Source organism: Streptomyces fulvoviolaceus, assembly GCF_000718165.1.
GTDB classification, from domain to species: domain Bacteria; phylum Actinomycetota; class Actinomycetes; order Streptomycetales; family Streptomycetaceae; genus Streptomyces; species Streptomyces fulvoviolaceus.
The window spans coordinates 186944-208226 of the sequence record NZ_JOEY01000009.1 but is presented as its reverse complement, the minus strand read 5'-3'; the positions used below and the strand labels follow the sequence as shown (position 1 = coordinate 208226).

Genomic DNA, 21283 nt, shown 5'->3' with positions numbered 1-21283 from the left:
GGGCGTCTCCTCGTCGCGGTCGGGTGGCGTGCACGTGTATGTGTACGAACACGCCACCTTACGCGTTCGGGTTCGCGGCAGACCTACTCCGTGTACTCGTCGGCCACGGACAGCGCCACGTCCAGCGCGGCCAGGCCTTCCTTGAGCTCCGCCTCGCTCACGTTGCACGGCGGCACGACGTGGGTGCGGTTCATGTTGATGAACGGCCAGATGCCCTGCTGCTTCGCGGCGGCGCCGAAGGCGGCCATCGGGGCGTTCGCCTCACCGGCCGCGTTGTACGGCACCAGCGGCTCGCGGGTCTCCCTGTTCTTCACCAGGTCGAGCGCCCAGAACATGCCGACGCCGCGCACCTCGCCGATGCTCGGGTGCCGCTCGGCCAGCGCCCGCAGCGCCGGTTCGACGACGTCCGCGCCGAGCCGGGCCGCGTTGTCGACGACGCCCTCCTCCGCCATCACGTTGAGCGTGGCGACGGCGGCGGCGCAGGCCAGCGGGTGCCCGGAGTACGTCAGACCGCCGGGGTACGGCCGCTTGGCGAAGGTCTCCGCGATGGCGCCGGAGATGGCGACACCGCCGAGCGGCACGTAACCGCTGTTCACGCCCTTGGCGAAGGTGATCAGGTCGGGCGTCACGTCGAACAGGTCCGCCGCGAACCACTCACCGGTCCGCCCGAACCCGGCCATGACCTCGTCCAGGACGAAGACGATGCCGTACTTGTCGCAGATCTCACGGACCCCGGCGAGGTAACCGGGCGGCGGGACCATGATCCCGGCGGTCCCCGGAATGGTCTCCAGGATGATCGCGGCGACCGTGCCCGGCCCCTCGAAGGCGATGGTCGTCTCCAGGTGCTCCAGCGCCCGGGCGCACTCCTGCTCCTCCGTCTCCGCGTAGAAGCGGGAGCGGTACAGGTACGGCGCCCAGAAGTGCACGACACCGGCGGCCGCACCGTCGGAGGCCCAGCGGCGCGGGTCACCGGTGATGTTGATCGCCTGCTGGGTACCGCCGTGGTACGAGCGGTACGCCGACAGCACCTTCGGGCGTCCGGTGTGCAGCCGGGCCATGCGCACGGCGTGCTCCACCGCGTCCGCGCCACCGTTGGTGAAGAAGATCTTGTCCAGGTCGCCGGGGGTCCGCTCGGCGATCAGCCGGGCCGCCTCCGAGCGGGACTCGATGGCGAAGGCGGGCGCGAAGGTGGTCAGGGTTGCGGCCTGCTCCTGTATCGCGGCGACGACCTTCGGGTGCTGGTAGCCGATGTTGGTGTAGACGAGCCCGCTGGTGAAGTCGAGGTACCGCTTGCCGTCGTAGTCCCAGAAGTACGACCCCTCCGCACCGGCGACGGCGAGCGGGTCGATGAGTTCCTGCGCGGACCAGGAGTGGAACACGTGCGCACGGTCCGCGGCCTTCACGGCGGCGCCGACCTCGGGGTTTGGCTGAGGGGTCATGCGCTCGAGCGTAAATGTCCGCGATGCGGAAGCGGTATCGGCGTCCTGTCTGTGGACAGGGGCTTTCCGCGACAGGTTGTCCAAGACATTTCTATTGACAGCATGCTGTCGAAATGACAGTCTGCTGTCATCGGATCGGTCCGAGGAGGCAACCATGAGCCGCAAGCCCGTCCATCTCGCCGTGTACGACACCTACGCCGACTGGGAGACGGGGTACGCGACCGCGTATCTCGCCCGCGCCGGCTACGAGATCCGGACCGTCGGCCCGAGCCGTGAGCCGGTGACGTCCGTCGGCGGTCTCCGCGTCCAGCCCGACCTGGCCCTGGACGACGTACGCCCCGAGGACAGCGCTCTCCTGATCCTCCCGGGCGCCGATCTCTGGGACACCAGTGGCGACCTCGCCCCCTTCGCCCGCAAGGCCCGTGCCTTCCTCGACTCCGGCGCCCCCGTCGCCGCGATCTGCGGGGCCACCGCCGGGCTCGCGCGCGAGGGGCTGCTCGACGACCGGGACCACACCAGCGCGGTCTCCTTCTATCTGGCGGCGACGGGATACGGCGGCGGTGCGCGGTACGTCGACGCGGACGCCGTGAGCGACCGTGGACTGATCACCGCCGGACCCACCGAGCCCGTCGCCTTCGCGCGGGAGATCTTCCGGCTTCTCGAGGTGTACGACGGTGAGGTGCTGGACGCCTGGTACCGGCTGTTCCACGACTCCGACCCGGAGGCGTACGCCGTGCTGGAGAAGGCAGGAATGTAGTGGTGAGTCGGGAGCGACAGGAACTGCTCAGCCGTAGCGCGCTCGGCGTCTTCCGGCTCAACGGCCAATTCCTCGCCGTGGCCGAGGAGTTGGCCGGACCCGCCGGGCTCACCGCCGCCTGGTGGCAGGTGCTCGGCGCGGTGCTCGGGGAGCCGCTTTCCGTCTCCGGGATCGCGCGCGAGATGGGGATCACGCGGCAGAGTGTGCAGCGCATCGCCGATCTGCTCGTGGAGAAGGGGCTCGCCGAGTACCGCCCCAACCCGGCCCACCGCCGGGCCAAGCTCCTCGCGCCCACCGAGGAGGGACGGGCCGCCGTGCACCGGATCAATCCCCAGCACGCCGCCTTCGCCGACCGGCTGGCGGACGCCTTCGGCGAGGGCGAACTCGCCGACGCCGTACGGACTCTGGAACGGCTGTCGAAGGTGCTCGACGCGCTGTCGACGGCTGCTGCGGAACCGTAGACACTGGCGTTGTCGCGCATATGCGGCGCGGCGCGGTGCGGCGCGGCTCGGGTCTCGGGGGAGGGCCTGCGATGGAGAGGTCGGGGGCCGGGGATGCGCGGGAGCACGCGCCCGCCCGTCCCGCGTACGGCGACCCCCAGCAGCACCCCTCGTCCCCCGACGCGCCCGGGACGCCGTACTACTACCCCGCCGTGCCGGAGGAGGAGTCGGAGCCGTGGCGGCGCAGCGGGCGTTCCACGGCGGCGCTCGTCGCGGTGGCCCTGGTGGTGGCGGTCGGGGCGGGAGCCACGGTCCACACCGTCCTGAAGGGCGGCGACCCCGTCGAGCCGGTGGCCGGCGTGATCCCGGTGGGTTACCTGGGCGACTGGGCGACCGCCGACGGTGCGAACACACGCCGACTGACCATCCGGCAGGGCGAGGTGGGAGACCCGGTCCTGACCATGGTCGCCGACGGGACCACTCAACACAGCACCTACCACTGCGTGTTCGAGGCCGTGTTGCTCAAAGCCCCGGTCGGGAAAGGGCCGTTGACGGTCGGTCCGTCCATGGTGACGACCGGAGCGTCGGATCCCTCCTGTTCGCCCGGCGGGACGACCGCGATCAGGCTCCTGCCGGACGGCAGTCTGGAGCAGGCGAAGCTGCACTTCACTCGGCCGGCGTCGTCGTGAACGCCAGGCGAACTTCGCCCCACCGGACCGGAATGCGCCCTCGCACAGTCGTACGGTGATCACTCGATCGAACTGCGGCAGTTGCGGGGGCACACCGTGGAGTGGTTCAGCGCGGAGAACCTGGTGGCCGTCGCGACGGCGGTCCTGGGCATCGGCGCCTCCGGCGTCATGGTCTGGTATGAGCGCCGGGTGCCGCGCCGCAAACGGATCGGCTACCGCGTCCAGATGGACAACCCCATCGGTGACGGCGTGCGTTCGGGCCGGGCTGGGGGTCCCCCCTCTGAGGGAGTACGCCTCGGGCTCTTCGACGAGGCCCCGGACATGACCGACGCCACCCTCGTCCTCCTCCGCGTCGAGAACGACGGCTCGCAGGGCATCGACCGCGACGACTACACGGGCCCCACGACCCACGGCCTGACCGCGGTCTTCACCGACCGCACCATCCGCGGCGTCTCGGTCACCCAGCCCAACGACCGCGACCACCTCATGGACCACTTCACCCCGGAACGCGGCTTCGCCTACGAGGGCAACCGGCTGCGCATCCCGCGCGTCCCCCTCAACCGCGGCGACCACTTCAAGCTGCTCGTGCTGCTGTCCGGCGGCGATGTGGGCCGCGAGATCAGGCTGACCGGCGGCCTGCGCGAGGGCGAGGTCCACCCCAACCGCAGCGCGACCCCCGACGAGACGCCGCCCCTGCTCAACGGTCCGGCGCGGATCTTCACGGCCCTGCTCACGCTCTCCGTCGTCGCGCTGGCCGGCATCATCGTCGCCCGTGACGACACCCGGCCGCCGCTCGGCTGCGAGCGGGGCGACCTGACGGTGACCGGCTCGACCGCCTTCGCCCCCGTGGTCAGGACGCTCGCGAAGGAGTACGAGAAGGACTGCGAGGGCGCCGACATCACGGTCGAGGCGCGCGGCAGCGAGGCGGGGGTCTCCGAACTCGCCGCCGAGGGCGACGAGTCGAACGTGATCGCCTTCTCCGACGGCCCGATGGGCACCCGGCTGGGGCTGCACGGCGAGAAGATCGCGCTGTCCGCCTTCGCCCTCGTCGTCAACGACGGCATCGACCTCGGGCCCGAGGGCCTGTCCCGGGGGGAGGTGAGGCGGCTCTACGGCGGCGAGATCACGCGCTGGCGGCAGTTGGACCCGTCCCTCCCCGACCTGCCGGTCGTCCTGGTCAGCCGGAACGCCGACTCCGGCACCCGGCAGGTCTTCCAGCAGCGGGTGCTCGACACCTGGGAGCGGGTCCCGAGCACGTCACTGGACTGCGTCCACAAGGACGACCGGTCCGCGCCCGTCGTGCGCTGCGAACTCGGCTCCACGGAGAAGGTCCTGGACACGGTCGCGGACGTCGCCGGCGCCGTCGGCTACAGCGAACTCGGCGTCGCCGACGGCCACAAGGGCCTGCGGGTCGTGCCCCTCGACGGCGTCACCCCCTCCGTACAGGCCGACCGCTATCCGTACCGGGGGGTCGAGTACGCCTACACCTACCGCTCGCCGCGACCGGGTTCGCTCACCGCGGCCTTCCTCGCCTACCTCGACGAGACCGCCAGCCAGAACGTGATCCGTGAGCAGGGGCATCTCCCGTGCGCCCAGGAGGAGGAGTCCTGCGGGTGACCCTTGCCGGTTTCTGAGGTGTACACGACCATTGCAGGGTCGGTCGGCATCCCCAGCACCGGGAGGACACATGCGTCCCAGTCCCAGCAGGAGAACGGTCCTGACCGCGACGGCGGCGGGTGCGACGGCACTCGGGGTCTCCACCCCGGCCGAGGCGGCACCGGCGGGCAGCCGCCCACCCGCGACCGCACAGCCCCCCACCCGTGAACTCCGCGCCCTCCTCCGCGAGATCGACTCGGCCCGCATCGAGGCGATGGTCCGCAAACTCGTCTCCTTCGGCACCCGTCACACCCTCTCGGTCCAGGACGACCCGGCCCGCGGCATCGGCGCGGCCCGCGACTGGCTGCTGGCCGAGCTGAGCTCGTACGCGGCGGCCTCCGGCGGCCGGATGACGGCCGAACTCCAGTCGTACGTCCAGGAACCCGGCCCCCGCATCCCGGAGGCCACCCGCATCACGAACGTCCTGGCGACCCTCCGCGGCTCGGTCACCCCGGACCGGATCTACGTCGTCTCGGGGCACTACGACTCCCGGGTCACCGACGTCATGGACGCGACCTCCGACGCACCGGGCGCGGACGACGACGCGTCCGGCGTGGCGGTCGTACTGGAGCTGGCCCGGGTGATGGCGAAGCGCCGCCCGGCGTCGACGATCGTGTTCGCGGCGGTGGCGGGGGAGGAACAGGGGCTGTTCGGATCGGCGTACCTGGCCCAGCAGTTGAAGGCGGCGGGGTCGGACGTCCAGGGCATGTTCACGAACGACATCGTGGGCAGCTCGACGGCGGACGACGGCACGCGGGACCCGTACACGATCCGCCTGTTCGCGGAGGGGGTCCCCTCCTCCGAAACCGCCGAACAGGCCGCGATCCGCCGCTCGGTGGGCGGCGAGAACGACTCGGCGACCCGCCAACTGGCCCGTTTCGTGCGCGACGTGGCCGACAACGACGCGACGGACATGAACATCCGGGTGATCTACCGCCGGGACCGCTACCGGCGAGGCGGCGACCACATCCCCTTCCTCGAACGCGGCTACCCCGCCGCCCGCTTCACCGAGCCCGCCGAGGACTTCGCCCACCAGCACCAGGACGTACGCGTCGACGAGACCGGCAAGCAGTACGGCGACCTGCCGGAGTTCTGCGACTTCGACTACGTCGGCCGGGTGGCCAAGGTGAACGGCGCGGCCCTGTGGACCCTGGCGCAGGCCCCCGGCACCCCTCGGGGCGCGAAGATCATCACCACCAACCTGACCAACGCCACGGAGCTGGTCTGGACGCGGGGCACGGAACCGGACCTGGCCGGCTACGAGGTCGTATGGCGCGAGACGACGGCGCCGGAGTGGACCCATGTCATCCCGGTCGGCGATGCGACGACGCACGAGGTCGACCTGTCGAAGGACAACGTGTTCCTCGGGGTACGAGCGGTCAACGGCTCGGGCCTACGAAGCCCGGTGGCCTTCCCGGACCCACAGGCGTGAGCCCCGGCCTGTCGGGCGTCCGAGGACGAGGCGCAGACCAGGCATTTCAGCCCGTCCGGCGTTTGAGGACGAGGCCGTTCAGGCCGACAGCGGGGGTCTGGGGGCGCAGCCCCCAGGGACGGGACGGGTAGGGACGGGTAGGGACGGGGTAGGGACGGGTAGGGGCGGCGGGGGCGAAAAACCGCTCACCGCGGCTCCGGCGGCCGCTGTCGAGGCATGTTCGGGCGGGCCGCAGGCCCCGGGGGCAGCGGGAAGCGGCCCTGACCGGTTCCCGCATCCGGCCGTCCCCCAGAAGTCACCACCCCCTGAATCCCCATGGGCGCCGACCCGTTCCGGAACTCCACCATCCAGTCCACGGTCTCCACCCGCACCAACTCCGTCACGTCCTCCGAAAACCTCCGCAGCACCCCCAGACACCGCTCGACCGCCTCCCCCGCAGTCCCCTCCGAAGGCCCCAGAACCTCCCGCACACACTCCGAGGCCCAGTCGAACTGCAGCACCTGAAGCCGCCGCTGCACGGCCTGCGCGGTCGCCACGTCCCTTATCCACCCGGAGGTCACACCGAAGAACCGGTCCACGGCCACGCACGCCACCGCGAGCAGCAGCGCCAGATACCCCCAGGGCGCGACCGGACCGCCCACGACGCCCGTCAGGCCAAGGAGCGGCAGCGAAGCGCCGACGACCGCCCCCACCGCCGCACCGCCCCGCAGTACCCGCGCCGACCGCCGCTTCCACACCCGGTCCGCGAGATACCAGGCCGCCGTCTGCAGCGCCCCGCACTCCACCCACCGGTACAGCTCGTCCAGCCGCCGGGCGGGCTCGCCCCAGTCCCCGAGCGGAAACTCCCGCCCGGTCAGATCGCCCGGCCGCAGCCCGGCCACGCCCTCGCCCCGCCCGTCCTGAGGAGGACCCTCGGGCTGCATCTCAGGCTGACCCACCCGGCGCTCCCTACTGATCACGACTGATCACGGCTGCTCACGACTGCTCACGTTGCGTGACACCTGATGCTGATGTGCCGGATCCTTCCTACCGCCCAATGGGTGGCGAAGGCGTGGGTTTCACCGCTTTTCCGCCCGCAAGAGGGCCTTGATCAGGTATAGGACACAGGGCCGACTCACTCGAAAGAGTGCCGGGGCGAGGCCCGCGCGGACCACGTAGGCTCGTGCCAGGCGGGAAAAAACCTCGTCCAGACAGCCGTACGAACCAGGAGCTGATCGTGATCCCCGGTGGTGGCCAGCCCAATATGCAGCAGCTGTTCCAGCAGGCCCAGAAGATGCAGCAGGACCTGGCGAACGCGCAGGAGGAACTCGCCCGGACCGAGGTCGACGGCCAGGCGGGCGGCGGTCTGGTGAAGGCCACCGTCACCGGCTCCGGCGAGCTCCGCGCCCTCAAGATCGACCCGAAGGCGGTGGACCCCGAGGACACCGAGACCCTCGCGGACCTGATCGTCGCGGCGGTCCAGGCGGCCAACGAGAACGCCCAGACCCTCCAGCAGCAGAAGCTCGGCCCGCTCGCCCAGGGCCTCGGCGGCGGCAGCGGCATCCCCGGCCTGCCGTTCTGATCTCCGGAGATCCCCGGCCCGGTCCGCCTTTCTAAGAGCGGCCCCGGCCAACTACCGTACGTACTGCAAGGAACCCCAGGAAGGACGGCAGTCCGTTGTACGAAGGCGTGGTCCAGGACCTCATCGACGAACTGGGGCGGCTGCCCGGCGTCGGTCCCAAGAGCGCGCAGCGGATCGCTTTCCACATCCTGCAGGCGGAGCCGACGGACGTACGGCGTCTCGCGCAGTGCCTGATGGAGGTCAAGGCGAAGGTCCGCTTCTGCGCGACCTGCGGCAACGTCGCGCAGGAGGAGCTGTGCAACATCTGCCGCGACACCCGCCGCGACCTCACCGTCATCTGCGTGGTGGAGGAGCCGAAGGACGTCGTCGCGATCGAGCGCACGCGTGAGTTCCGGGGCAAGTACCACGTCCTGGGCGGCGCGATCAGCCCGATCGAGGGGGTTGGTCCGGACGACCTGCGTATACGAGAACTTCTCGCGCGGTTGGCCGACGGGACGGTCACGGAGCTGATCCTGGCCACGGACCCGAACCTGGAAGGCGAGGCGACCGCCACCTACCTCGCCCGCATGATCAAGCCCATGGGCCTCAAGGTCACCCGCCTGGCCAGCGGCCTCCCGGTGGGTGGCGACCTGGAATACGCGGACGAGGTCACCCTCGGCCGCGCCTTCGAGGGGAGACGACTCCTAGATGTCTGACGCCACACTGCACGCGACTGCCCAGAACCCCGACGACTTCGCGGTCCAGATCGCGGACCAGGTCGAGAGCTTCCTGGTGGCCGTCCAGGAGGTCGCGAAGGGCGACGAGCCGGACTCGGCGGTCCCCTTCCTCCTCCTGGAGGTCTCCCAGCTGCTCCTGGCCGGCGGCCGCCTGGGCGCCCACGAGGACATCGTCCCCGACGAGCGCTACGAGCCCGACCTGGGCCCGGAACCGGACGTGGACGAACTCCGCGAGCGCCTCGCGGTCCTCCTCGACCCGATCGACGTCTACTCCGAGGTCTTCGACCCGTACGAGCCCCGCAAGGCCCCGGTGCCGGCCCGTATCTCGGACGACCTGGCGGACGTCATGGCCGACCTTCGCCACGGCATGGCCCACTACCGCGCCGGCCGCACCACGGAGGCCCTGTGGTGGTGGCAGTTCTCCTACTTCTCCAACTGGGGCTCCACGGCGTCCGCGACCCTGCGCGCCCTCCAGTCCGTAGTGGCCCACGTCCGCCTGAACCAGCCCCTGGAGGAACTGGACGGCCTCGACACCGACCAGGCGGCCATGGGCGACGAGACCCTCGAGTTCGAGGCCGGCAAGGTGATGGTGGAGGAGATCGCGGGGCCGTTGGGGCTGCGGCCGACGCAGTAGTTCCGTTCCGGGTGATGAAGCGGCAGGCGCGGCCTGACAGCGGGGGCGTGGCGAGTGCGCTGCGCCCCGCGCGCAGGTCCCGGGTGACGTCCCGACGAGCCCCGCAGGGCCCCTGTCCCTGCCCGCACTCCCGTCGGACGGGCGCGCGCCCCTCGTACGCCGAACCGCCGTACGCCCAAGGCCAGTTGTGCTGCCGTACCTCACCCGGCGCCGGCAGGAAGTAGCCCCGGGCTGCATGTCGCCGCCCCCGCCTGGACGGCCTTCCTCTCCGGAGTTACCGCGGGTCGGTCCGGAGCCTGAATGCGCGGTGGACTGCCCACGCGTCCGCCACCGGCCCCACGTGCCCGAGCTTGTCGGGGTTGATCACCGTACGGATCGCCTGGATCCGGCCGTCCAGGACGTCGAGTGCCATGGTGTGGAGCACCCTGCCGTCCCGGTCGCGGAAGATCGCGCCCGGCTGGCCGTTGAGCTCGTGGGGCTCGAACGTGACGTCGATCCGGGCCATCCGGGGGAAGACGGAGGCGAGCAGCCGGGCCACGTTCTGGGCGCCGACGACGGCCCTGGCGAGCTGCGGGGCCTTGCCGCCGCCGTCGCCGACCATCGACACGTCGGCGGCGAGGAGGTCCTGCAGGCCGAGGACGTCCCCTTCGCGCAGGGCGTCGAAGAACCGAGACGCCAGTTCCTCCCGCTCCTTGCGGTCCGCGTCGAAACGGGGGCGGCCTTCGGCCATGTGACGCCGTGCCCGCACCGCGAGTTGCCGGCACGCCGCCTCCGAGCGCCCCACCGCCGACGCGACCTCGAGGAAGCCGAAGTCGAAGACCTCCCGCAGCACGAAGACCGCGCGCTCCAGCGGGCTCAGCCGCTCCAGCAACAACAGGGCCGCCATCGACACCGAGTCGGCCAGCTCCGCCGAGCGCTCCGGATCCTCGTAGGGGTCGGTGAGCAACGGCTCGGGGAACCACGGACCGACGTACTCCTCCCGCCGGACGCGGGCCGAGCGCAGCACGTCGATCGATATCCGGGTCACCGCGGCCGAGAGGAAGGCCTTGGCCGATCTGATCTCCGCCGGGGAGGCCTCGTAACGCAGCCAGGTCTCCTGGACCGCGTCCTCGGCCTCGCTGACGCTGCCCAGGATCCGGTAGGCGATCGAGAACAACAGCGGTCGCAGTTCCTGGAACTCATCGGTTCTGCTCATGATCCGGCTCCCTCGAAGCGGCCCCACGCGATGAATGTCGCCAGCGCAAGATAGATCAGGTTCAGTGCCACGAACTTGTATTCGCCGAGCCGGCCGTGGGTGATCATCGCGCCGGCCATCAGCAGGACCCAGCAGACGGCGGTCACCGGCACCATCACCGGTGCGATGTCGAGCGCGGCGGGCAGGATCAGGCCCACCGCGGCCAGGAGTTCGAGGATGCCGAGGGACCTGACGAAGCCGGCGCTGATGTCTGCCGTCCATCCCCCGCCAGGAGCCGCAGCCAGCCTCTCCTTCGGCACGAAGGTCTTTGTGACGCCGCCGGCCAGGGCCACTGCGGCCAGCAGTCCGGCACCGATCCACAGCGCGAGGTCCATCGTCCACTCCTTGATCGAGGATTGCCTGCACCCCGTAGGACGAGACAGCGACGACGCCTGTGACATCCCCTGCCGGTGTGACGCGGGTCACTCAAGAAGGCTTCGGGAATGGCGTAATGCACACGCCCCCCAGGAGCTCTCACTTCACAACGGCCACACCCGGCCCGTGCCGCCCCCGCCCGAATCGGAGCCCCCGCATGTACGTCACCTTGGAGCAGCCAACCGGCGCTCGTCTGGTCACCGCCACGGACCAGGAGATCGCGATACCCGCCACCCTTCGGTACACCTCCGAAGACCCCCTGGCCGTGCACATCGACTTCCCGCCGCACGTCACGCTCGACGGCGAGGTCACGACCTGGACGTTCGCCCGGGTGCTGCTGGGGGAGGGGCTGCGGGCGCCCGCCGGGATCGGCAGCGTGCGGGTGCGGCCGTGCGGGGACTCCCACACGTACGTGGAGTTCCACGCGCCGCAGGGCATGGCCCGCCTCCGGTTCGCCTCCGCCGATCTGCTCCGTTTCCTGGCGCGTACGTACACCGTGATCGCCCCCGGCGAGGAGGCCGTGGGCGCGGAGCTGGACCACGGACTGGTCGCGCTGTTCGGGGGGCGGGTGTGATCCGCGGAGGCGTTCGCGGCGGCGCGTTGTCGGCCCCGCAGGCGTACGCCCTGGGGCACCGACTGCGCGCGGTCCGCGAGGAACAGGGCCTGACCCGGGGGCAGGCGGCCGACGCCGCCGACCTCTTCCCGACCTGGATATCCCAGATCGAGGGAGGCGAGATCCACGACCTGGAGACCATGCGCGCCTACGCCCGTACGCTCGGCGCCCGCATCACGGGGACCCGCGCCGCACGCCTGCGGCGTCCCTGACCACGCCCACGAGGAGGCCGGCGTCGACCCAGGGGGCGGTCGACGCCGGCTCGCCGTACCGGCGCAGGGGCCAGGTGTGGGACACCGAGCCCCTCAAGCAGTTCGCGGACTGATCACAACCCCCAGACCCCCTTCCCCACCGCCGTGACCCCACCCCCCAACGCCAGCAACAGCACCAGCAGCCGGGCCCGTTCCTCCGGCAGCCGCCCCGCGAGTCCCCGGCCGATCAGTGCGCCCACGACCATCGCAGCGCCCACCGACGCCCACTTCGGCGCGCTCAGCGACGGCACCCCGTTCGAGGCGACGGAGAACGCGTTGACGACGACGCCGTAGAACTGCGCGTTCGGCACGAACTCCCGTACCGTCCAGCCCGCGTTGACCGCGTACAGCGAGACCGGCGGCCCACCGACCCCTGCCGCCGAGTTCATGAACCCGCCCGCCGCGCCGGCGACCACCGCTCCCCGCCTGCCCCGCAACGCGGGTATCCGCGCACCCCGCATGACCAGCAGCACGGCCGCTGTCACCAGCGCGCCCATGACCAACAGCAGGACGGGCTCCGGGAGTTGGCGGGTCAGCCACGTCCCCGCCGGCACCGTGCACGCCGCCGCCCCGCACAGCGGCACCATCGCGGCCACCCGGACCCGGCGCCAACCGCCCATCAGCCCCACGACACTGATCGCCCCGGCCGCGCAGTTGGCGAGGACGACCCCCTGCGCCGGTCCGAGCAGCAGCACCAGCGCCGGTACGGCGACCAGGGCGAAGCCCATCCCCGTGAGCCACTGCACCGACGATCCGAGCAGCACGATCGCCGCCAGCAGTAGGTCGTTCATGAATCGGCATCCTGCGCCTTCGATGGTGTAGCCCGCTACACCATGGGTTCGGGAGAGCACTCCCTCGTGACACCCGCCGGGAGACGGGATCGTAGAAGGCACAAGGTCAACGGCACTCACCCCAAGGAAACCGCCATGAAGCAGCTCCTCTCCTCCAAGCCCGTCCTCTGGTTCCTCTTCCTCTTCAACCTCGTCGTCGCCGCGGCCGCGCCGTTCGTCGTCGAGGGCGCGCAGGGCATCATGACCGCCGTGGGAATGGGCGTAGTCTCGCTCGGTGCCGGGGTCAGCCTGCTGCGGAACGGTGGCCAGGGAGTTGCCGCACAGTGAGTGAGCAGCCGTAAGCGGAACGTCAATTGGATGCGTCCTGTCTCGGCCCTGTACTTCCGCTGCACGGGCCCTAACCAGCGCAAAGAGAGTCTGGAGTCACTCCACACCGCACCGGATGCGGAGGGAGAAGGACCCACCTCTAACCGCACTGGAGACAGCGATGACCCGTCGTTCCATAACCAAGCGCGCAGCCCTCGTCACCGCCACCGCCCTCGTCGCCGTCGGCACGGTCACCGCGGGCGTCAGCCTGGCCGGGTCGGAGGGCGAGTCCAAGGCCTCCAAGAAGCAGATCGCGGCGCTCTTCGACACCTGGAACGCCGCGCTGCAGACCGGTGACTCGGAGAAGGTCGCGGACCTGTACGCGAAGGACGCGGTCCTCCTGCCCACCGTCTCCAACAAGGTCCGCACCGACCGCGCCGGGATCGTCGACTACTTCGACCACTTCCTGGAGAACAAGCCGGTCGGTACGAAGGTCCAGACGATCGTCAACGTCCTCGACGACAACTCGGCGATCGACACCGGCGTCTACGAGTTCGCGCTCACCAACCACGACACCGGAGAGAAGAGCGTCGTCACGGCCCGCTACACGTACGAGTACGAGAAGCGGGACGGCGAGTGGAAGATCGTCAACCACCACTCTTCTGCGATGCCCGAAGGCTGATCACCACCTGCAGCCCGCCCCCGGGAGCATCCGCCAGCGTCACGGTCCCGCCGTCGTCGGTCACCAACTGTTTGACGACGGCGAGGCCCAGGCCGGAGCCGGAGCGCCCGGTGAGGCCCTGGCCGCGCCAGAAGCGGTCGAAGGCGCGGGGCTTCTCGGCATCCGACATGCCGGGTCCCTCGTCCAGCACCGACAGCACCACCGCATCCGCCCGTGACTCGACCCGCAAGGTGATCCTGCCACCGTCTGGCGAGACCTCCAGGGCGTTCGAGAGCACGTTGTCCAGCACCTGGTCCAGGTGACCGGGGCTGGCCAGCACAAGCAGCCGGCCGTCGATACTCCCCCCAAGAGCGACGGTGACTCCTCGCTCGTCGGCGGCCGGCCTCCACATCGTCAGACGCTCGTCCACGATGTCCCTGAGGGACAGCGGCTCCGCGGCCGTCACCTTGGCCTCGGCCCGCGCGAGCACCAGAAGTCCGTTGACCAGTCGGCTCATTCGCACCACTTCGGCCGTCGCCTGCTCGACGTCCTCCCGTACGAACTCGTCGTCGACGCCGTCCGCGATGTTGTCCAGGGACAGCCGCAACGCCGTGAGCGGGGTGCGGAGTTGGTGCGAGGCGTCCGCCACGAAGATCCGCTGCGAGGCGACGAGGGTGTCCAGGCGTTCAGCGCCCTGGTTGAGGGTGCGGGCCAGCGTCTGGGTCTCGGGCGGACCCGTCACCGGCGAACGCGCGGTCAGGTCGCCGTCGCTGAACTTGCTTGCCATGCCGTTGAGTTCGCGGAGGGGGGCGGTGATGCGGCGGGCGGCGATCGCGCCGATCGCGGCCGCCGCGGCCAGCACGAGCACGGCCAGCCCCGCGCGGAAGCCCCAGATGCCCCAGAGCCTGCTGGTCATGCCCGAGGTCGAGTACACGATGCGTACGGCACCGACGACCGGGCCGTCCCCCGGCTGGTGTGCGGGGACGGTGACCACCAGGTGCTTGCCCCAGATGAAGTCGGAACCCCAGTCGGCCGTGACCTTGTCGTTCTCCGTGGCCCGGGTCAGGGCCGCGTCCGCGTCCGGCCGGGGCAGCTTCGGCGTGCAGCTGTCGGTGGCGGTGACCTGGACCGTGCCGGGTGTCGCACTGGCGTATGCCTTGGCCACCTCCACCAGGGCGTCGCACGAGGTGGGGTCGCTGTTGCCGAGGAGCAGCGCCATGGTGGCGGCCTCGCGCTGGACGGACTGCTTGGTGTCGTCCCGCAGCTGCTTGGTGAGCGTGAAGGCGACCGGAACGGTGAACAGCAGGATGGCCACCGCGACGAGCAGGATGTAGCTGCGGATGAGCTGGCGGTTCATGAGGGCTCGGCGTCCTTGACGATCTCCAGCCGGAAGCCGACGCCCCGCACCGCCTCGATGGTGATCGCCCCCGCGAGCTTCCGCCGCAGTGCCGCCACATGCACGTCCAGCGTCTTCGTCGGCCCGAACCAGTTCGCGTCCCAGACCGCTTCCATGATCTGCTCGCGCGACATCAGCGCCCCCGGCTCCTCGGTGAGGAAGGCCAGCAGGTCGTACTCCTTGGGCGCGAGGGCCACTTCCTCGCCGTCCAGACGGACACGGGCCGCCTTGCGGTCGATGGTGAGGCGGTCGCCGTACCGGTCGGGCCCGCTCTCCGCACTGGCGGCACGCGGCTGCATGCGCCGCATCACGGCCCGTATCCGCGCGATGACCTCGCGGACGCCGAACGGCTTCGACACATAGTCGTCCGCGCCGAGCTCGAGCCCGACCACCCGGTCCGTCTCGTCGCTGCGCGCGCTGATCACGATGATCGGCACGTCCCCGCGCTCGCGCAGCACCTTGCAGACGTCGAGGCCGTCGGTGTCGGGCAGACCGAGATCGAGGAGTACGACGTCGTAGGGGCCCTCATGGCTGAGCGCCGCCCCGCCCGTCTCGACCCACTCGACCTCGAAGCCGTAGCGGATCAGGCCGCGCCTGAGCGACTGAGCGACCGGCTCATCGTCTTCCACAAGAAGTACGCGCACAGCCGCACACTAGTGCTTGAAACTTAATTCACGGATTCCGTTTGTGACCCGTGGCACTTTTCCGAGTGGCGACCGTGCGATGAGGGCATGTGCTGTCCGGGACAGAGCGGGCCGGACATCTCACCATCCGATACCTCGGAAGGTAAATTCGGACGCTCGTTAAACTGAGCCGACACACACGGACTGAGCGAGGAGCGCACGTGGGCCTTGTCGTGCAGAAGTACGGAGGCTCCTCCGTAGCCGATGCCGAGGGCATCAAGCGCGTCGCCAAGCGGATCGTGGAAGCGAAGAAGAACGGCCACCAGGTGGTCGTCGTCGTTTCCGCGATGGGCGACACGACGGACGAGCTGATCGATCTCGCCGAGCAGGTATCTCCGATGCCCGCTGGGCGTGAGTTCGACATGCTGCTGACCGCCGGAGAGCGAATCTCCATGGCACTTCTGGCCATGGCGATCAAAAAGCTGGGGCACGAAGCCCAGTCGTTCACCGGTAGCCAGGCAGGCGTCATCACCGACTCGGTCCACAACAAAGCCCGGATCATCGACGTCACGCCGGGCCGCATCCGGGAGTCCCTCGACAAGGGCAACATCGCCATCGTCGCCGGGTTCCAGGGTGTCAGCCAGGACAAGAAGGACATCACCACGCTCGGCCGCGGCGGCAGTGACACCACGGCCGTCGCCCTCGCCGCCGCGCTGGACGCCGAGGTCTGCGAGATCTACACCGACGTCGACGGCGTGTTCACCGCCGACCCGCGGGTGGTGAAGAAGGCGCAGAAGATCGACTGGATCGCCTTCGAGGACATGCTGGAACTCGCGGCCTCCGGGTCCAAGGTGCTGCTCCACCGCTGTGTGGAGTACGCCCGTCGCTACAACATCCCGATCCACGTCCGCTCGTCCTTCAGTGGGCTGCAGGGCACGTGGGTCAGCAGTGAGCCGATTGGGGACCAGAAGGTGGAGCAGGCCATCATCTCCGGTGTCGCGCACGACACCTCCGAGGCCAAGGTCACGGTCGTCGGTGTGCCGGACAAGCCGGGCGAGGCCGCCGCGATCTTCCGTACGATCTCCGACGCCGAGATCAACATCGACATGATCGTGCAGAACGTGTCCGCCGCCTCCACCGGGCTGACGGACATCTCCTTCACGCTCCCCAAGGCGGAGGGCCGCAAGGCCATCGACGCCCTGGAGAAGAACAAGCACGGCATCGGCTTCGAGTCGCTGCGCTACGACGACCAGATCGGGAAGATCTCGCTCGTGGGCGCGGGCATGAAGACGAACCCCGGCGTCACGGCCGACTTCTTCACCGCCCTGTCCGACGCGGGCGTCAACATCGAGCTGATCTCGACCTCCGAGATCCGCATCTCGGTCGTCACCCGCGCCGACGACGTCAACGAGGCCGTCCGCGCCGTCCACAGCGCCTTCGGGCTCGACTCCGACAGCGACGAGGCCGTCGTCTACGGAGGCACCGGCCGCTGATGGCCGGAACCGGACGGACCCTACGCCCGACGCTCGCGGTCGTGGGTGCGACCGGAGCCGTCGGCACGGTCATGCTCCAGATCCTGTCCCAGCACGCGGACATCTGGGGCGAGATCCGTCTGATCGCCTCACCGCGCTCGGCCGGCCGCAAGCTGGCCGTGCGCGGTGAGCAGGTCGAGGTGGTGGCCCTGTCGGAGGAGGCCTTCGACGGGGTCGACGTCGCGATGTTCGACGTACCGGACGAAGTCGCCGAGCGCTGGGCGCCGGTCGCAGCGTCCAGAGGTGCCGTCGTCGTGGACAACTCGGGCGCCTTCCGGATGGACCCGGACGTGCCCCTGGTCGTCCCCGAGGTCAATCCGCACGCGGCCCGCGTCCGGCCGCGCGGCATCATCGCCAACCCCAACTGCACGACCCTCTCCATGATCGTGGCCCTGGGCGCGCTGCACGCCGAGTTCGGGCTGCGCGAGCTGGTCGTCTCCTCCTACCAGGCCGTGAGCGGGGCCGGCCGCGCCGGTGTCGAGACCCTGCGCCAGCAGCTGAAGCTGGTCGCCGGCACCGAGCTGGGGACCAACCCCGGTGACGTACGGCGGGCCGTCGGCGACAACACCGGGCCGTTCCCGGAGCCGGTCGCGCTGAACGTCGTACCGTGGGCCGGTTCGCTGCGCGAGGACGGGTGGTCCTCGGAGGAGATGAAGGTGCGGGACGAGTCCCGCAAGATCCTCGGACTGCCGCAGCTGCCGGTCGCCGTCACCTGTGTGCGCGTGCCGGTCGTCACCACGCACTCCCTCACCGTCCACGCCCGCTTCGAGGGCGAGGTCACCGTCGGCAAGGCGCGCGAGATCCTCGCCACCGCCCCCGGGGTCGTCCTCTTCGACGACCCGGCGGCGGGGGAGTTCCCCACACCCGCCGACGTGGTGGGCACCGACCCGACCTGGGTCGGACGGGTACGACGGGCGCTCGACGACCCGACCGCGCTCGAACTCTTCGTGTGCGGAGACAATTTGCGCAAGGGAGCCGCCCTCAACACCGCCCAGATCGCGGAACTGGTGGCGGCAGACTTCGCGTGAGGCGGGAGTCACTCGGGAAAACTCCTGGCCCTGGCCGATTTCGTTTGTAGGATCTGTGCAGAACGTGTGCTGTACGGCCGCTGGTCCGTACCACTTGCTCCGAGCCGCCTAGGCATCCGAAGATTTGCTCCCCGCCCTCCGCAACCGCGCGGAGGGCGGGGAGCGTCTTTGCGGACGCCCTTCGGGGGCGCGGGGATGCACCAAGGGGCGTGGGGACGCCCCGGTCATTCAGGACATAGGGGAAGAGCGGGTAGGGCATGAGCGCGTTTGACGCACGGTCAGTTGTGCTGCCTGAGAGAAGATGGACGGTGGCGTACAACCCTCAAGGGGGTAACCGTGTCCAACTGGCGTGGCAGAGGTTCTCGACTTCACAGCGGTCTCAGGCGGTACGGCTCTACGGCCGCCCCGCGCGACCCTACGACCCCGTATGCCCGGCACGCCCGGTGGCATGCCGGTGATCGCGCCCATGCCCGCAGCGCGGCCGGCCCGCATACCGAACCCGCGTGACGGCGCCGACGACCTCGCGGCGGCCGGCACGACCGTCGACCATCTCACCGAGACCTACCGGGCGCACTACCGTTCGCTGCTGGGTCTCGCGGCCCTGCTCCTCGACGACACCGCCTCCTGCGAGGACGTCGTCCAGGAGGCCTTCATCCGGGTCCACTCGGCGCGCAAACGCGTCCGCGACCCGGAGAAGACCCTCGCGTATCTCCGTCAGACGGTCGTCAACCTCTCCCGCTCGGCCCTGCGCCGCCGCATCCTCGGACTGAAGCTGCTGTCCAAGCCGATGCCGGACATGGCGAGCGCCGAGGAGGGGGCCTACGACCAGCTGGAGCGCGACTCCCTGATCAAGGCGATGAAGGGCCTGCAGCGCCGCCAGCGCGAGGTCCTGTCCCTGCGCTACTTCGCGGACATGACCGAGGCTCAGGTCGCCGAGACGCTCGGCATATCGCTGGGCTCCGTCAAGGCGTACGGCTCGCGCGGCATCGCCGCCCTGCGCGTCGCCATGGAGGCGTCCGCATGAGTGGGGACCACGAGGGACGGCGCCACGTCCCGCACGAGCACGAGCCCTATGAGTGGCACGAGCCGACATGGGCAGGCAAGCAAGAGCCGACGCAATCGCACGCTGGGAACGGAACTGTGAACCACGGCCCCGACGACCCGAGCCCCGAAGGACTCGACTCGGACGAGCTGGCGCTGCGCGACCTGCTGCAGCGGACGGTCCAGGAGATCGAGCCGCGCGACGGCACCCTGGACCACCTGCGCAAGGCGGTGCCCGCCCGGCGGGCCCGCAAGCGGCACGCCGTCGTCGGCATGGCCGCCGCGGCCCTCTTCGTCGGCACCGCGATCCCGGCCCTTCTGCACGTCTCCAACTCCACCGGCCTCCTCGGCGCCGATCCGTCCATCGCCGGCCACGGCTCGCAGGCGCAGGGCGGCGCCGGCCAGGGCAAGGAGACGGAGGGCGGCGAGTCCACCTCCGGCGGCTCCTCGGGCAAGGCCGAGGACAAGGGCTCGGGCGAGACGAAGCAGGACCAGAAGGGCAAGACCGCCGGCACCACCACCGGTGCGAGCAGCGGCGCCGATCCGTCCGCGAGCACCGCCGCCAGTGCCCCCGTCTGTACCGCCGAACAGCTCGGTTCCCCGACCGGGACCACCGACGTCCCCGACTCCGCCGGCACGGTCTACGGCACCTTCCGCATCACCAACGTCTCCTCCTCCGGCTGCACCGTCACCGGCCCCGGCACCGTGGTCCTCACCGCGCAGGGCGCCGCTGACAGCAGCAAGATCAGCACGGTCCGCCATGTCTCCGGCGACGCGGCGGCGAGTCTGCCCGACCCGTCCCTCGAGGTCGCCCAGCTGCTGGTGCAGCCCGGCTCGGCCTACGACGTGAAGTTCGCCTGGGTGCCCTCCGAGACGTGCCCCACGACCGACCCCGGCACCGAGACCCCCACTCCTGATCCGACGGCCACCGAGGACACGTCCACCACCGACGGAAGCTCCACGGGCGGCGACACCGGCACCTCGACCCAGTTGGTCACCGAGGACAGCACGACCGACGGCAGCGTCCTGGTCACCAACACGGCGGAGGGCGGCGCCCCGACGGTCACGGCGACGGTGTCGGACGCGTGCGCGGGGGTTGTGTACTGGACGGGCCTGCTGACGGCGTCCTGAGCGGCGGCCCGGGTCTCCGGACGGACCTGGTGAAGGGGGCTGCGGAACCGCGCCCCGTAAGGGGCGCGTGGAACTGCGCGACCAGCCCCCACTCACCCGCAGCAAACGAACCGCCCAACCCGGCGGAGCGTTTACGCGGAAGCCTTCTCCTGGTCCTGGGTGAGCTCGGGCTCTTCCTCCGGCAGCAGTCCCAGTTCCGCGTCCCGGGCGAACTCCGCCTCGCGGCGCAGCAGCCGGAACCACATGAACACCACGAAGCCCGCGAAGACGAACCACTCACCGGTGTAGCCGAGGTTCTGGAACGCCTTCAGGTCGAGTCCGGTGTCCTGTGCCGCCTTCGCCGGTACGGCCGTCATCCCGGAGTCGGCCTTGTCGAGCGTGATCCACGCGTCGTACAGGTCGTACGGCACGAGGTTCACCAGTGAGGCCGCGCTGATCGCCGCGGTCTGCCCGGCCGGCAGCCCGCCCTGCGCACTGACGCCGTTGTCGCCCGGGGTCTCGGACGCCTGCAGCGCACCCGTGACGGCGACCTCGCCGGTGGGCGCGGCCGGGACCTTCGCCGCGTCGGGTGTGCCCGGCAGCCAGCCCCGGACGACCGGCAGTGCCTTGCCGTCGTCGGTGCGCAGCAGCGTCAGGACGTAGTAGCCCTGCTTTCCGTCCAGTTCGCGGTCCGGCACGAGCAGCTGCTTGCCGTACCTGCCGGTCGCGGTGGCCGTCCTGCCGGACGTCGCCTTGTCCACGGGCAGCAGTTCGGCCAGCGGCCGGGCGGCCGCCCGCTCGTTGGACGAGGCCTGCGTCTCGGCGTTCTGGTGGTCCTGCACCCGGTCCTCGAACCGGCTCAGCTGCCACGACCCCATGTACACACAGAAGGGGATGGCGAGCAGCACGAAGACGTTGATGCCCCACCAGCGGGGTGTCAGCAGAAACCGGTACACACCTCCACGGTACGGGGCCGCGGCGAGGCGCCGGGGCGCGGG

At 70.4% G+C, this 21283-nt stretch carries 24 protein-coding genes; 16 read left to right on the top strand and 8 right to left on the bottom strand.

Annotation, left to right across the window (positions count from 1 at the left end):
• Positions 1 to 83: 83 nt before the first annotated feature.
• Positions 84 to 1439 carry an aspartate aminotransferase family protein gene (locus IG08_RS0112065; RefSeq protein WP_030599950.1) on the bottom strand — a complete coding sequence of 452 codons (1356 nt, stop codon included), beginning with the start codon at positions 1437 to 1439 and terminating at the stop codon, positions 84 to 86.
• A gap of 154 nt (positions 1440 to 1593) precedes the next feature.
• Here IG08_RS0112065 and IG08_RS0112060 point away from each other — a divergent pair, with 154 nt between their 5' ends.
• The 5 genes from IG08_RS0112060 (at position 1594) to IG08_RS0112040 (ending at position 6413) form a co-directional block, all read left to right on the top strand.
• Complete coding sequence (locus tag IG08_RS0112060; protein ID WP_030599948.1) at positions 1594 to 2196, top strand: type 1 glutamine amidotransferase family protein; 603 nt, start codon at positions 1594 to 1596, stop codon at positions 2194 to 2196.
• Between the two features lie 2 nt (positions 2197 to 2198).
• On the top strand, positions 2199 to 2657 hold the full coding sequence (locus IG08_RS0112055) for a MarR family winged helix-turn-helix transcriptional regulator (protein ID WP_030599947.1): 459 nt from the start codon (positions 2199 to 2201) through the stop codon (positions 2655 to 2657).
• A 71-nt stretch (positions 2658 to 2728) separates the two neighbouring features.
• The gene (locus tag IG08_RS0112050; RefSeq protein ID WP_030599946.1) at positions 2729 to 3325 is read left to right on the top strand and encodes a hypothetical protein; all 597 of its coding nucleotides are present in this window, start codon (positions 2729 to 2731) and stop codon (positions 3323 to 3325) included.
• Between the two features lie 96 nt (positions 3326 to 3421).
• On the top strand, positions 3422 to 4942 hold the full coding sequence (locus IG08_RS0112045) for a PstS family phosphate ABC transporter substrate-binding protein (protein WP_030599944.1): 1521 nt from the start codon (positions 3422 to 3424) through the stop codon (positions 4940 to 4942).
• A gap of 70 nt (positions 4943 to 5012) precedes the next feature.
• Positions 5013 to 6413: a M28 family metallopeptidase gene (locus tag IG08_RS0112040; protein WP_030599942.1), complete on the top strand. Its 1401-nt coding sequence runs from the start codon at positions 5013 to 5015 to the stop codon at positions 6411 to 6413.
• 185 nt (positions 6414 to 6598) lie between these two features.
• On the opposite strand, the gene IG08_RS0112035 is transcribed toward IG08_RS0112040, so the two are convergent.
• The gene (locus tag IG08_RS0112035) at positions 6599 to 7351 is read right to left on the bottom strand and encodes an SLATT domain-containing protein (protein WP_030599940.1); all 753 of its coding nucleotides are present in this window, start codon (positions 7349 to 7351) and stop codon (positions 6599 to 6601) included.
• A gap of 278 nt (positions 7352 to 7629) precedes the next feature.
• Here IG08_RS0112035 and IG08_RS0112030 point away from each other — a divergent pair, with 278 nt between their 5' ends.
• The 3 genes from IG08_RS0112030 (at position 7630) to IG08_RS0112020 (ending at position 9324) form a co-directional block, all read left to right on the top strand.
• Positions 7630 to 7974 carry a YbaB/EbfC family nucleoid-associated protein gene (locus IG08_RS0112030; protein ID WP_078655558.1) on the top strand — a complete coding sequence of 115 codons (345 nt, stop codon included), beginning with the start codon at positions 7630 to 7632 and terminating at the stop codon, positions 7972 to 7974.
• A gap of 95 nt (positions 7975 to 8069) precedes the next feature.
• A complete protein-coding gene (gene recR, locus IG08_RS0112025) occupies positions 8070 to 8669 on the top strand; it encodes a recombination mediator RecR (protein ID WP_030599935.1) in 600 nt (199 codons plus the stop codon).
• The gene (locus IG08_RS0112020) at positions 8662 to 9324 is read left to right on the top strand and encodes a DUF5063 domain-containing protein (protein WP_030599932.1); all 663 of its coding nucleotides are present in this window, start codon (positions 8662 to 8664) and stop codon (positions 9322 to 9324) included. Before recR ends, IG08_RS0112020 begins: the two co-directional genes overlap by 8 nt.
• Positions 9325 to 9598: 274 nt before the next feature.
• On the opposite strand, the gene IG08_RS0112015 is transcribed toward IG08_RS0112020, so the two are convergent.
• The gene (locus IG08_RS0112015; RefSeq protein ID WP_030599931.1) at positions 9599 to 10519 is read right to left on the bottom strand and encodes an RNA polymerase sigma-70 factor; all 921 of its coding nucleotides are present in this window, start codon (positions 10517 to 10519) and stop codon (positions 9599 to 9601) included.
• Complete coding sequence (locus IG08_RS0112010; RefSeq protein ID WP_030599928.1) at positions 10516 to 10893, bottom strand: DoxX family protein; 378 nt, start codon at positions 10891 to 10893, stop codon at positions 10516 to 10518. Before IG08_RS0112010 ends, IG08_RS0112015 begins: the two co-directional genes overlap by 4 nt.
• A gap of 197 nt (positions 10894 to 11090) precedes the next feature.
• On the opposite strand from IG08_RS0112010, the gene IG08_RS0112005 reads away from it, so the two are divergent.
• Both IG08_RS0112005 and IG08_RS0112000 read left to right on the top strand, forming a co-directional pair.
• Positions 11091 to 11507 carry an SsgA family sporulation/cell division regulator gene (locus IG08_RS0112005; RefSeq protein WP_030599926.1) on the top strand — a complete coding sequence of 139 codons (417 nt, stop codon included), beginning with the start codon at positions 11091 to 11093 and terminating at the stop codon, positions 11505 to 11507.
• A complete protein-coding gene (locus tag IG08_RS0112000) occupies positions 11504 to 11758 on the top strand; it encodes a helix-turn-helix domain-containing protein (protein ID WP_078655557.1) in 255 nt (84 codons plus the stop codon). Before IG08_RS0112005 ends, IG08_RS0112000 begins: the two co-directional genes overlap by 4 nt.
• A gap of 113 nt (positions 11759 to 11871) precedes the next feature.
• Here the strand turns inward: IG08_RS0112000 and IG08_RS0111995 are convergent, their stop codons facing one another.
• Entirely contained in the window at positions 11872 to 12588 is a 717-nt protein-coding gene (locus IG08_RS0111995) for a sulfite exporter TauE/SafE family protein (protein ID WP_030599920.1), read from the bottom strand.
• Positions 12589 to 12723: 135 nt separating this feature from the next.
• Between IG08_RS0111995 and IG08_RS0111990 the strand changes: the two genes are divergently transcribed.
• Together IG08_RS0111990 and IG08_RS0111985 are read left to right on the top strand one after the other, a co-directional pair.
• Complete coding sequence (locus IG08_RS0111990; protein WP_030599918.1) at positions 12724 to 12915, top strand: hypothetical protein; 192 nt, start codon at positions 12724 to 12726, stop codon at positions 12913 to 12915.
• Positions 12916 to 13075: 160 nt separating this feature from the next.
• Positions 13076 to 13576, top strand: coding sequence for an SgcJ/EcaC family oxidoreductase (locus IG08_RS0111985; protein ID WP_030599916.1), 501 nt, complete (start codon positions 13076 to 13078; stop codon positions 13574 to 13576).
• Here the strand turns inward: IG08_RS0111985 and IG08_RS0111980 are convergent.
• Together IG08_RS0111980 and IG08_RS0111975 are read right to left on the bottom strand one after the other, a co-directional pair.
• Positions 13542 to 14912 (bottom strand): sensor histidine kinase, encoded by a 1371-nt coding sequence (locus IG08_RS0111980; protein ID WP_030599914.1) that lies wholly within the window; start codon positions 14910 to 14912, stop codon positions 13542 to 13544. The two genes, IG08_RS0111985 and IG08_RS0111980, sit on opposite strands and share 35 nt — an antisense overlap.
• Entirely contained in the window at positions 14909 to 15595 is a 687-nt protein-coding gene (locus IG08_RS0111975; RefSeq protein ID WP_030599911.1) for a response regulator transcription factor, read from the bottom strand. Before IG08_RS0111975 ends, IG08_RS0111980 begins: the two co-directional genes overlap by 4 nt.
• Positions 15596 to 15795: 200 nt before the next feature.
• Between IG08_RS0111975 and IG08_RS0111970 the strand changes: the two genes are divergently transcribed.
• The 4 genes from IG08_RS0111970 to IG08_RS0111955 all read left to right on the top strand — a co-directional run bounded on the left by IG08_RS0111970 (position 15796) and on the right by IG08_RS0111955 (position 20306).
• Entirely contained in the window at positions 15796 to 17067 is a 1272-nt protein-coding gene (locus tag IG08_RS0111970; protein WP_030599909.1) for an aspartate kinase, read from the top strand.
• Positions 17067 to 18134 (top strand): aspartate-semialdehyde dehydrogenase, encoded by a 1068-nt coding sequence (locus tag IG08_RS0111965; RefSeq protein WP_030599907.1) that lies wholly within the window; start codon positions 17067 to 17069, stop codon positions 18132 to 18134. Before IG08_RS0111970 ends, IG08_RS0111965 begins: the two co-directional genes overlap by 1 nt.
• A 427-nt stretch (positions 18135 to 18561) precedes the next feature.
• Positions 18562 to 19158 (top strand): SigE family RNA polymerase sigma factor, encoded by a 597-nt coding sequence (locus tag IG08_RS0111960; protein WP_078655556.1) that lies wholly within the window; start codon positions 18562 to 18564, stop codon positions 19156 to 19158.
• 116 nt (positions 19159 to 19274) lie between these two features.
• The gene (locus tag IG08_RS0111955) at positions 19275 to 20306 is read left to right on the top strand and encodes a hypothetical protein (RefSeq protein WP_030599904.1); all 1032 of its coding nucleotides are present in this window, start codon (positions 19275 to 19277) and stop codon (positions 20304 to 20306) included.
• 131 nt (positions 20307 to 20437) lie between these two features.
• On the opposite strand, the gene IG08_RS0111950 is transcribed toward IG08_RS0111955, so the two are convergent.
• The gene (locus IG08_RS0111950; protein WP_030599902.1) at positions 20438 to 21241 is read right to left on the bottom strand and encodes an SURF1 family protein; all 804 of its coding nucleotides are present in this window, start codon (positions 21239 to 21241) and stop codon (positions 20438 to 20440) included.
• Between the last annotated feature and the right edge of the window lie 42 nt (positions 21242 to 21283).

Bases quoted from the DNA above. Each gene is read 5' to 3' on its own strand.
- IG08_RS0112065 (WP_030599950.1), bottom strand. From the start codon at position 1,439: ATGACCCCTCAGCCAAACCCCGAGGTCGGCGCCGCCGTGAAGGCCGCG.
- IG08_RS0112060 (WP_030599948.1), top strand. From the start codon at position 1,594: ATGAGCCGCAAGCCCGTCCATCTCGCCGTGTACGACACCTACGCCGAC.
- IG08_RS0112050 (WP_030599946.1), top strand. From the start codon at position 2,729: ATGGAGAGGTCGGGGGCCGGGGATGCGCGGGAGCACGCGCCCGCCCGT.
- IG08_RS0112040 (WP_030599942.1), top strand. From the start codon at position 5,013: ATGCGTCCCAGTCCCAGCAGGAGAACGGTCCTGACCGCGACGGCGGCG.
- IG08_RS0112020 (WP_030599932.1), top strand. From the start codon at position 8,662: ATGTCTGACGCCACACTGCACGCGACTGCCCAGAACCCCGACGACTTC.
- IG08_RS0112015 (WP_030599931.1), bottom strand. From the start codon at position 10,519: ATGAGCAGAACCGATGAGTTCCAGGAACTGCGACCGCTGTTGTTCTCG.
- IG08_RS0112010 (WP_030599928.1), bottom strand. From the start codon at position 10,893: ATGGACCTCGCGCTGTGGATCGGTGCCGGACTGCTGGCCGCAGTGGCC.
- IG08_RS0112005 (WP_030599926.1), top strand. From the start codon at position 11,091: ATGTACGTCACCTTGGAGCAGCCAACCGGCGCTCGTCTGGTCACCGCC.
- IG08_RS0111995 (WP_030599920.1), bottom strand. From the start codon at position 12,588: ATGAACGACCTACTGCTGGCGGCGATCGTGCTGCTCGGATCGTCGGTG.
- IG08_RS0111990 (WP_030599918.1), top strand. From the start codon at position 12,724: ATGAAGCAGCTCCTCTCCTCCAAGCCCGTCCTCTGGTTCCTCTTCCTC.
- IG08_RS0111985 (WP_030599916.1), top strand. From the start codon at position 13,076: ATGACCCGTCGTTCCATAACCAAGCGCGCAGCCCTCGTCACCGCCACC.
- IG08_RS0111980 (WP_030599914.1), bottom strand. From the start codon at position 14,912: ATGAACCGCCAGCTCATCCGCAGCTACATCCTGCTCGTCGCGGTGGCC.
- IG08_RS0111965 (WP_030599907.1), top strand. From the start codon at position 17,067: ATGGCCGGAACCGGACGGACCCTACGCCCGACGCTCGCGGTCGTGGGT.
- IG08_RS0111960 (WP_078655556.1), top strand. From the start codon at position 18,562: ATGCCCGGCACGCCCGGTGGCATGCCGGTGATCGCGCCCATGCCCGCA.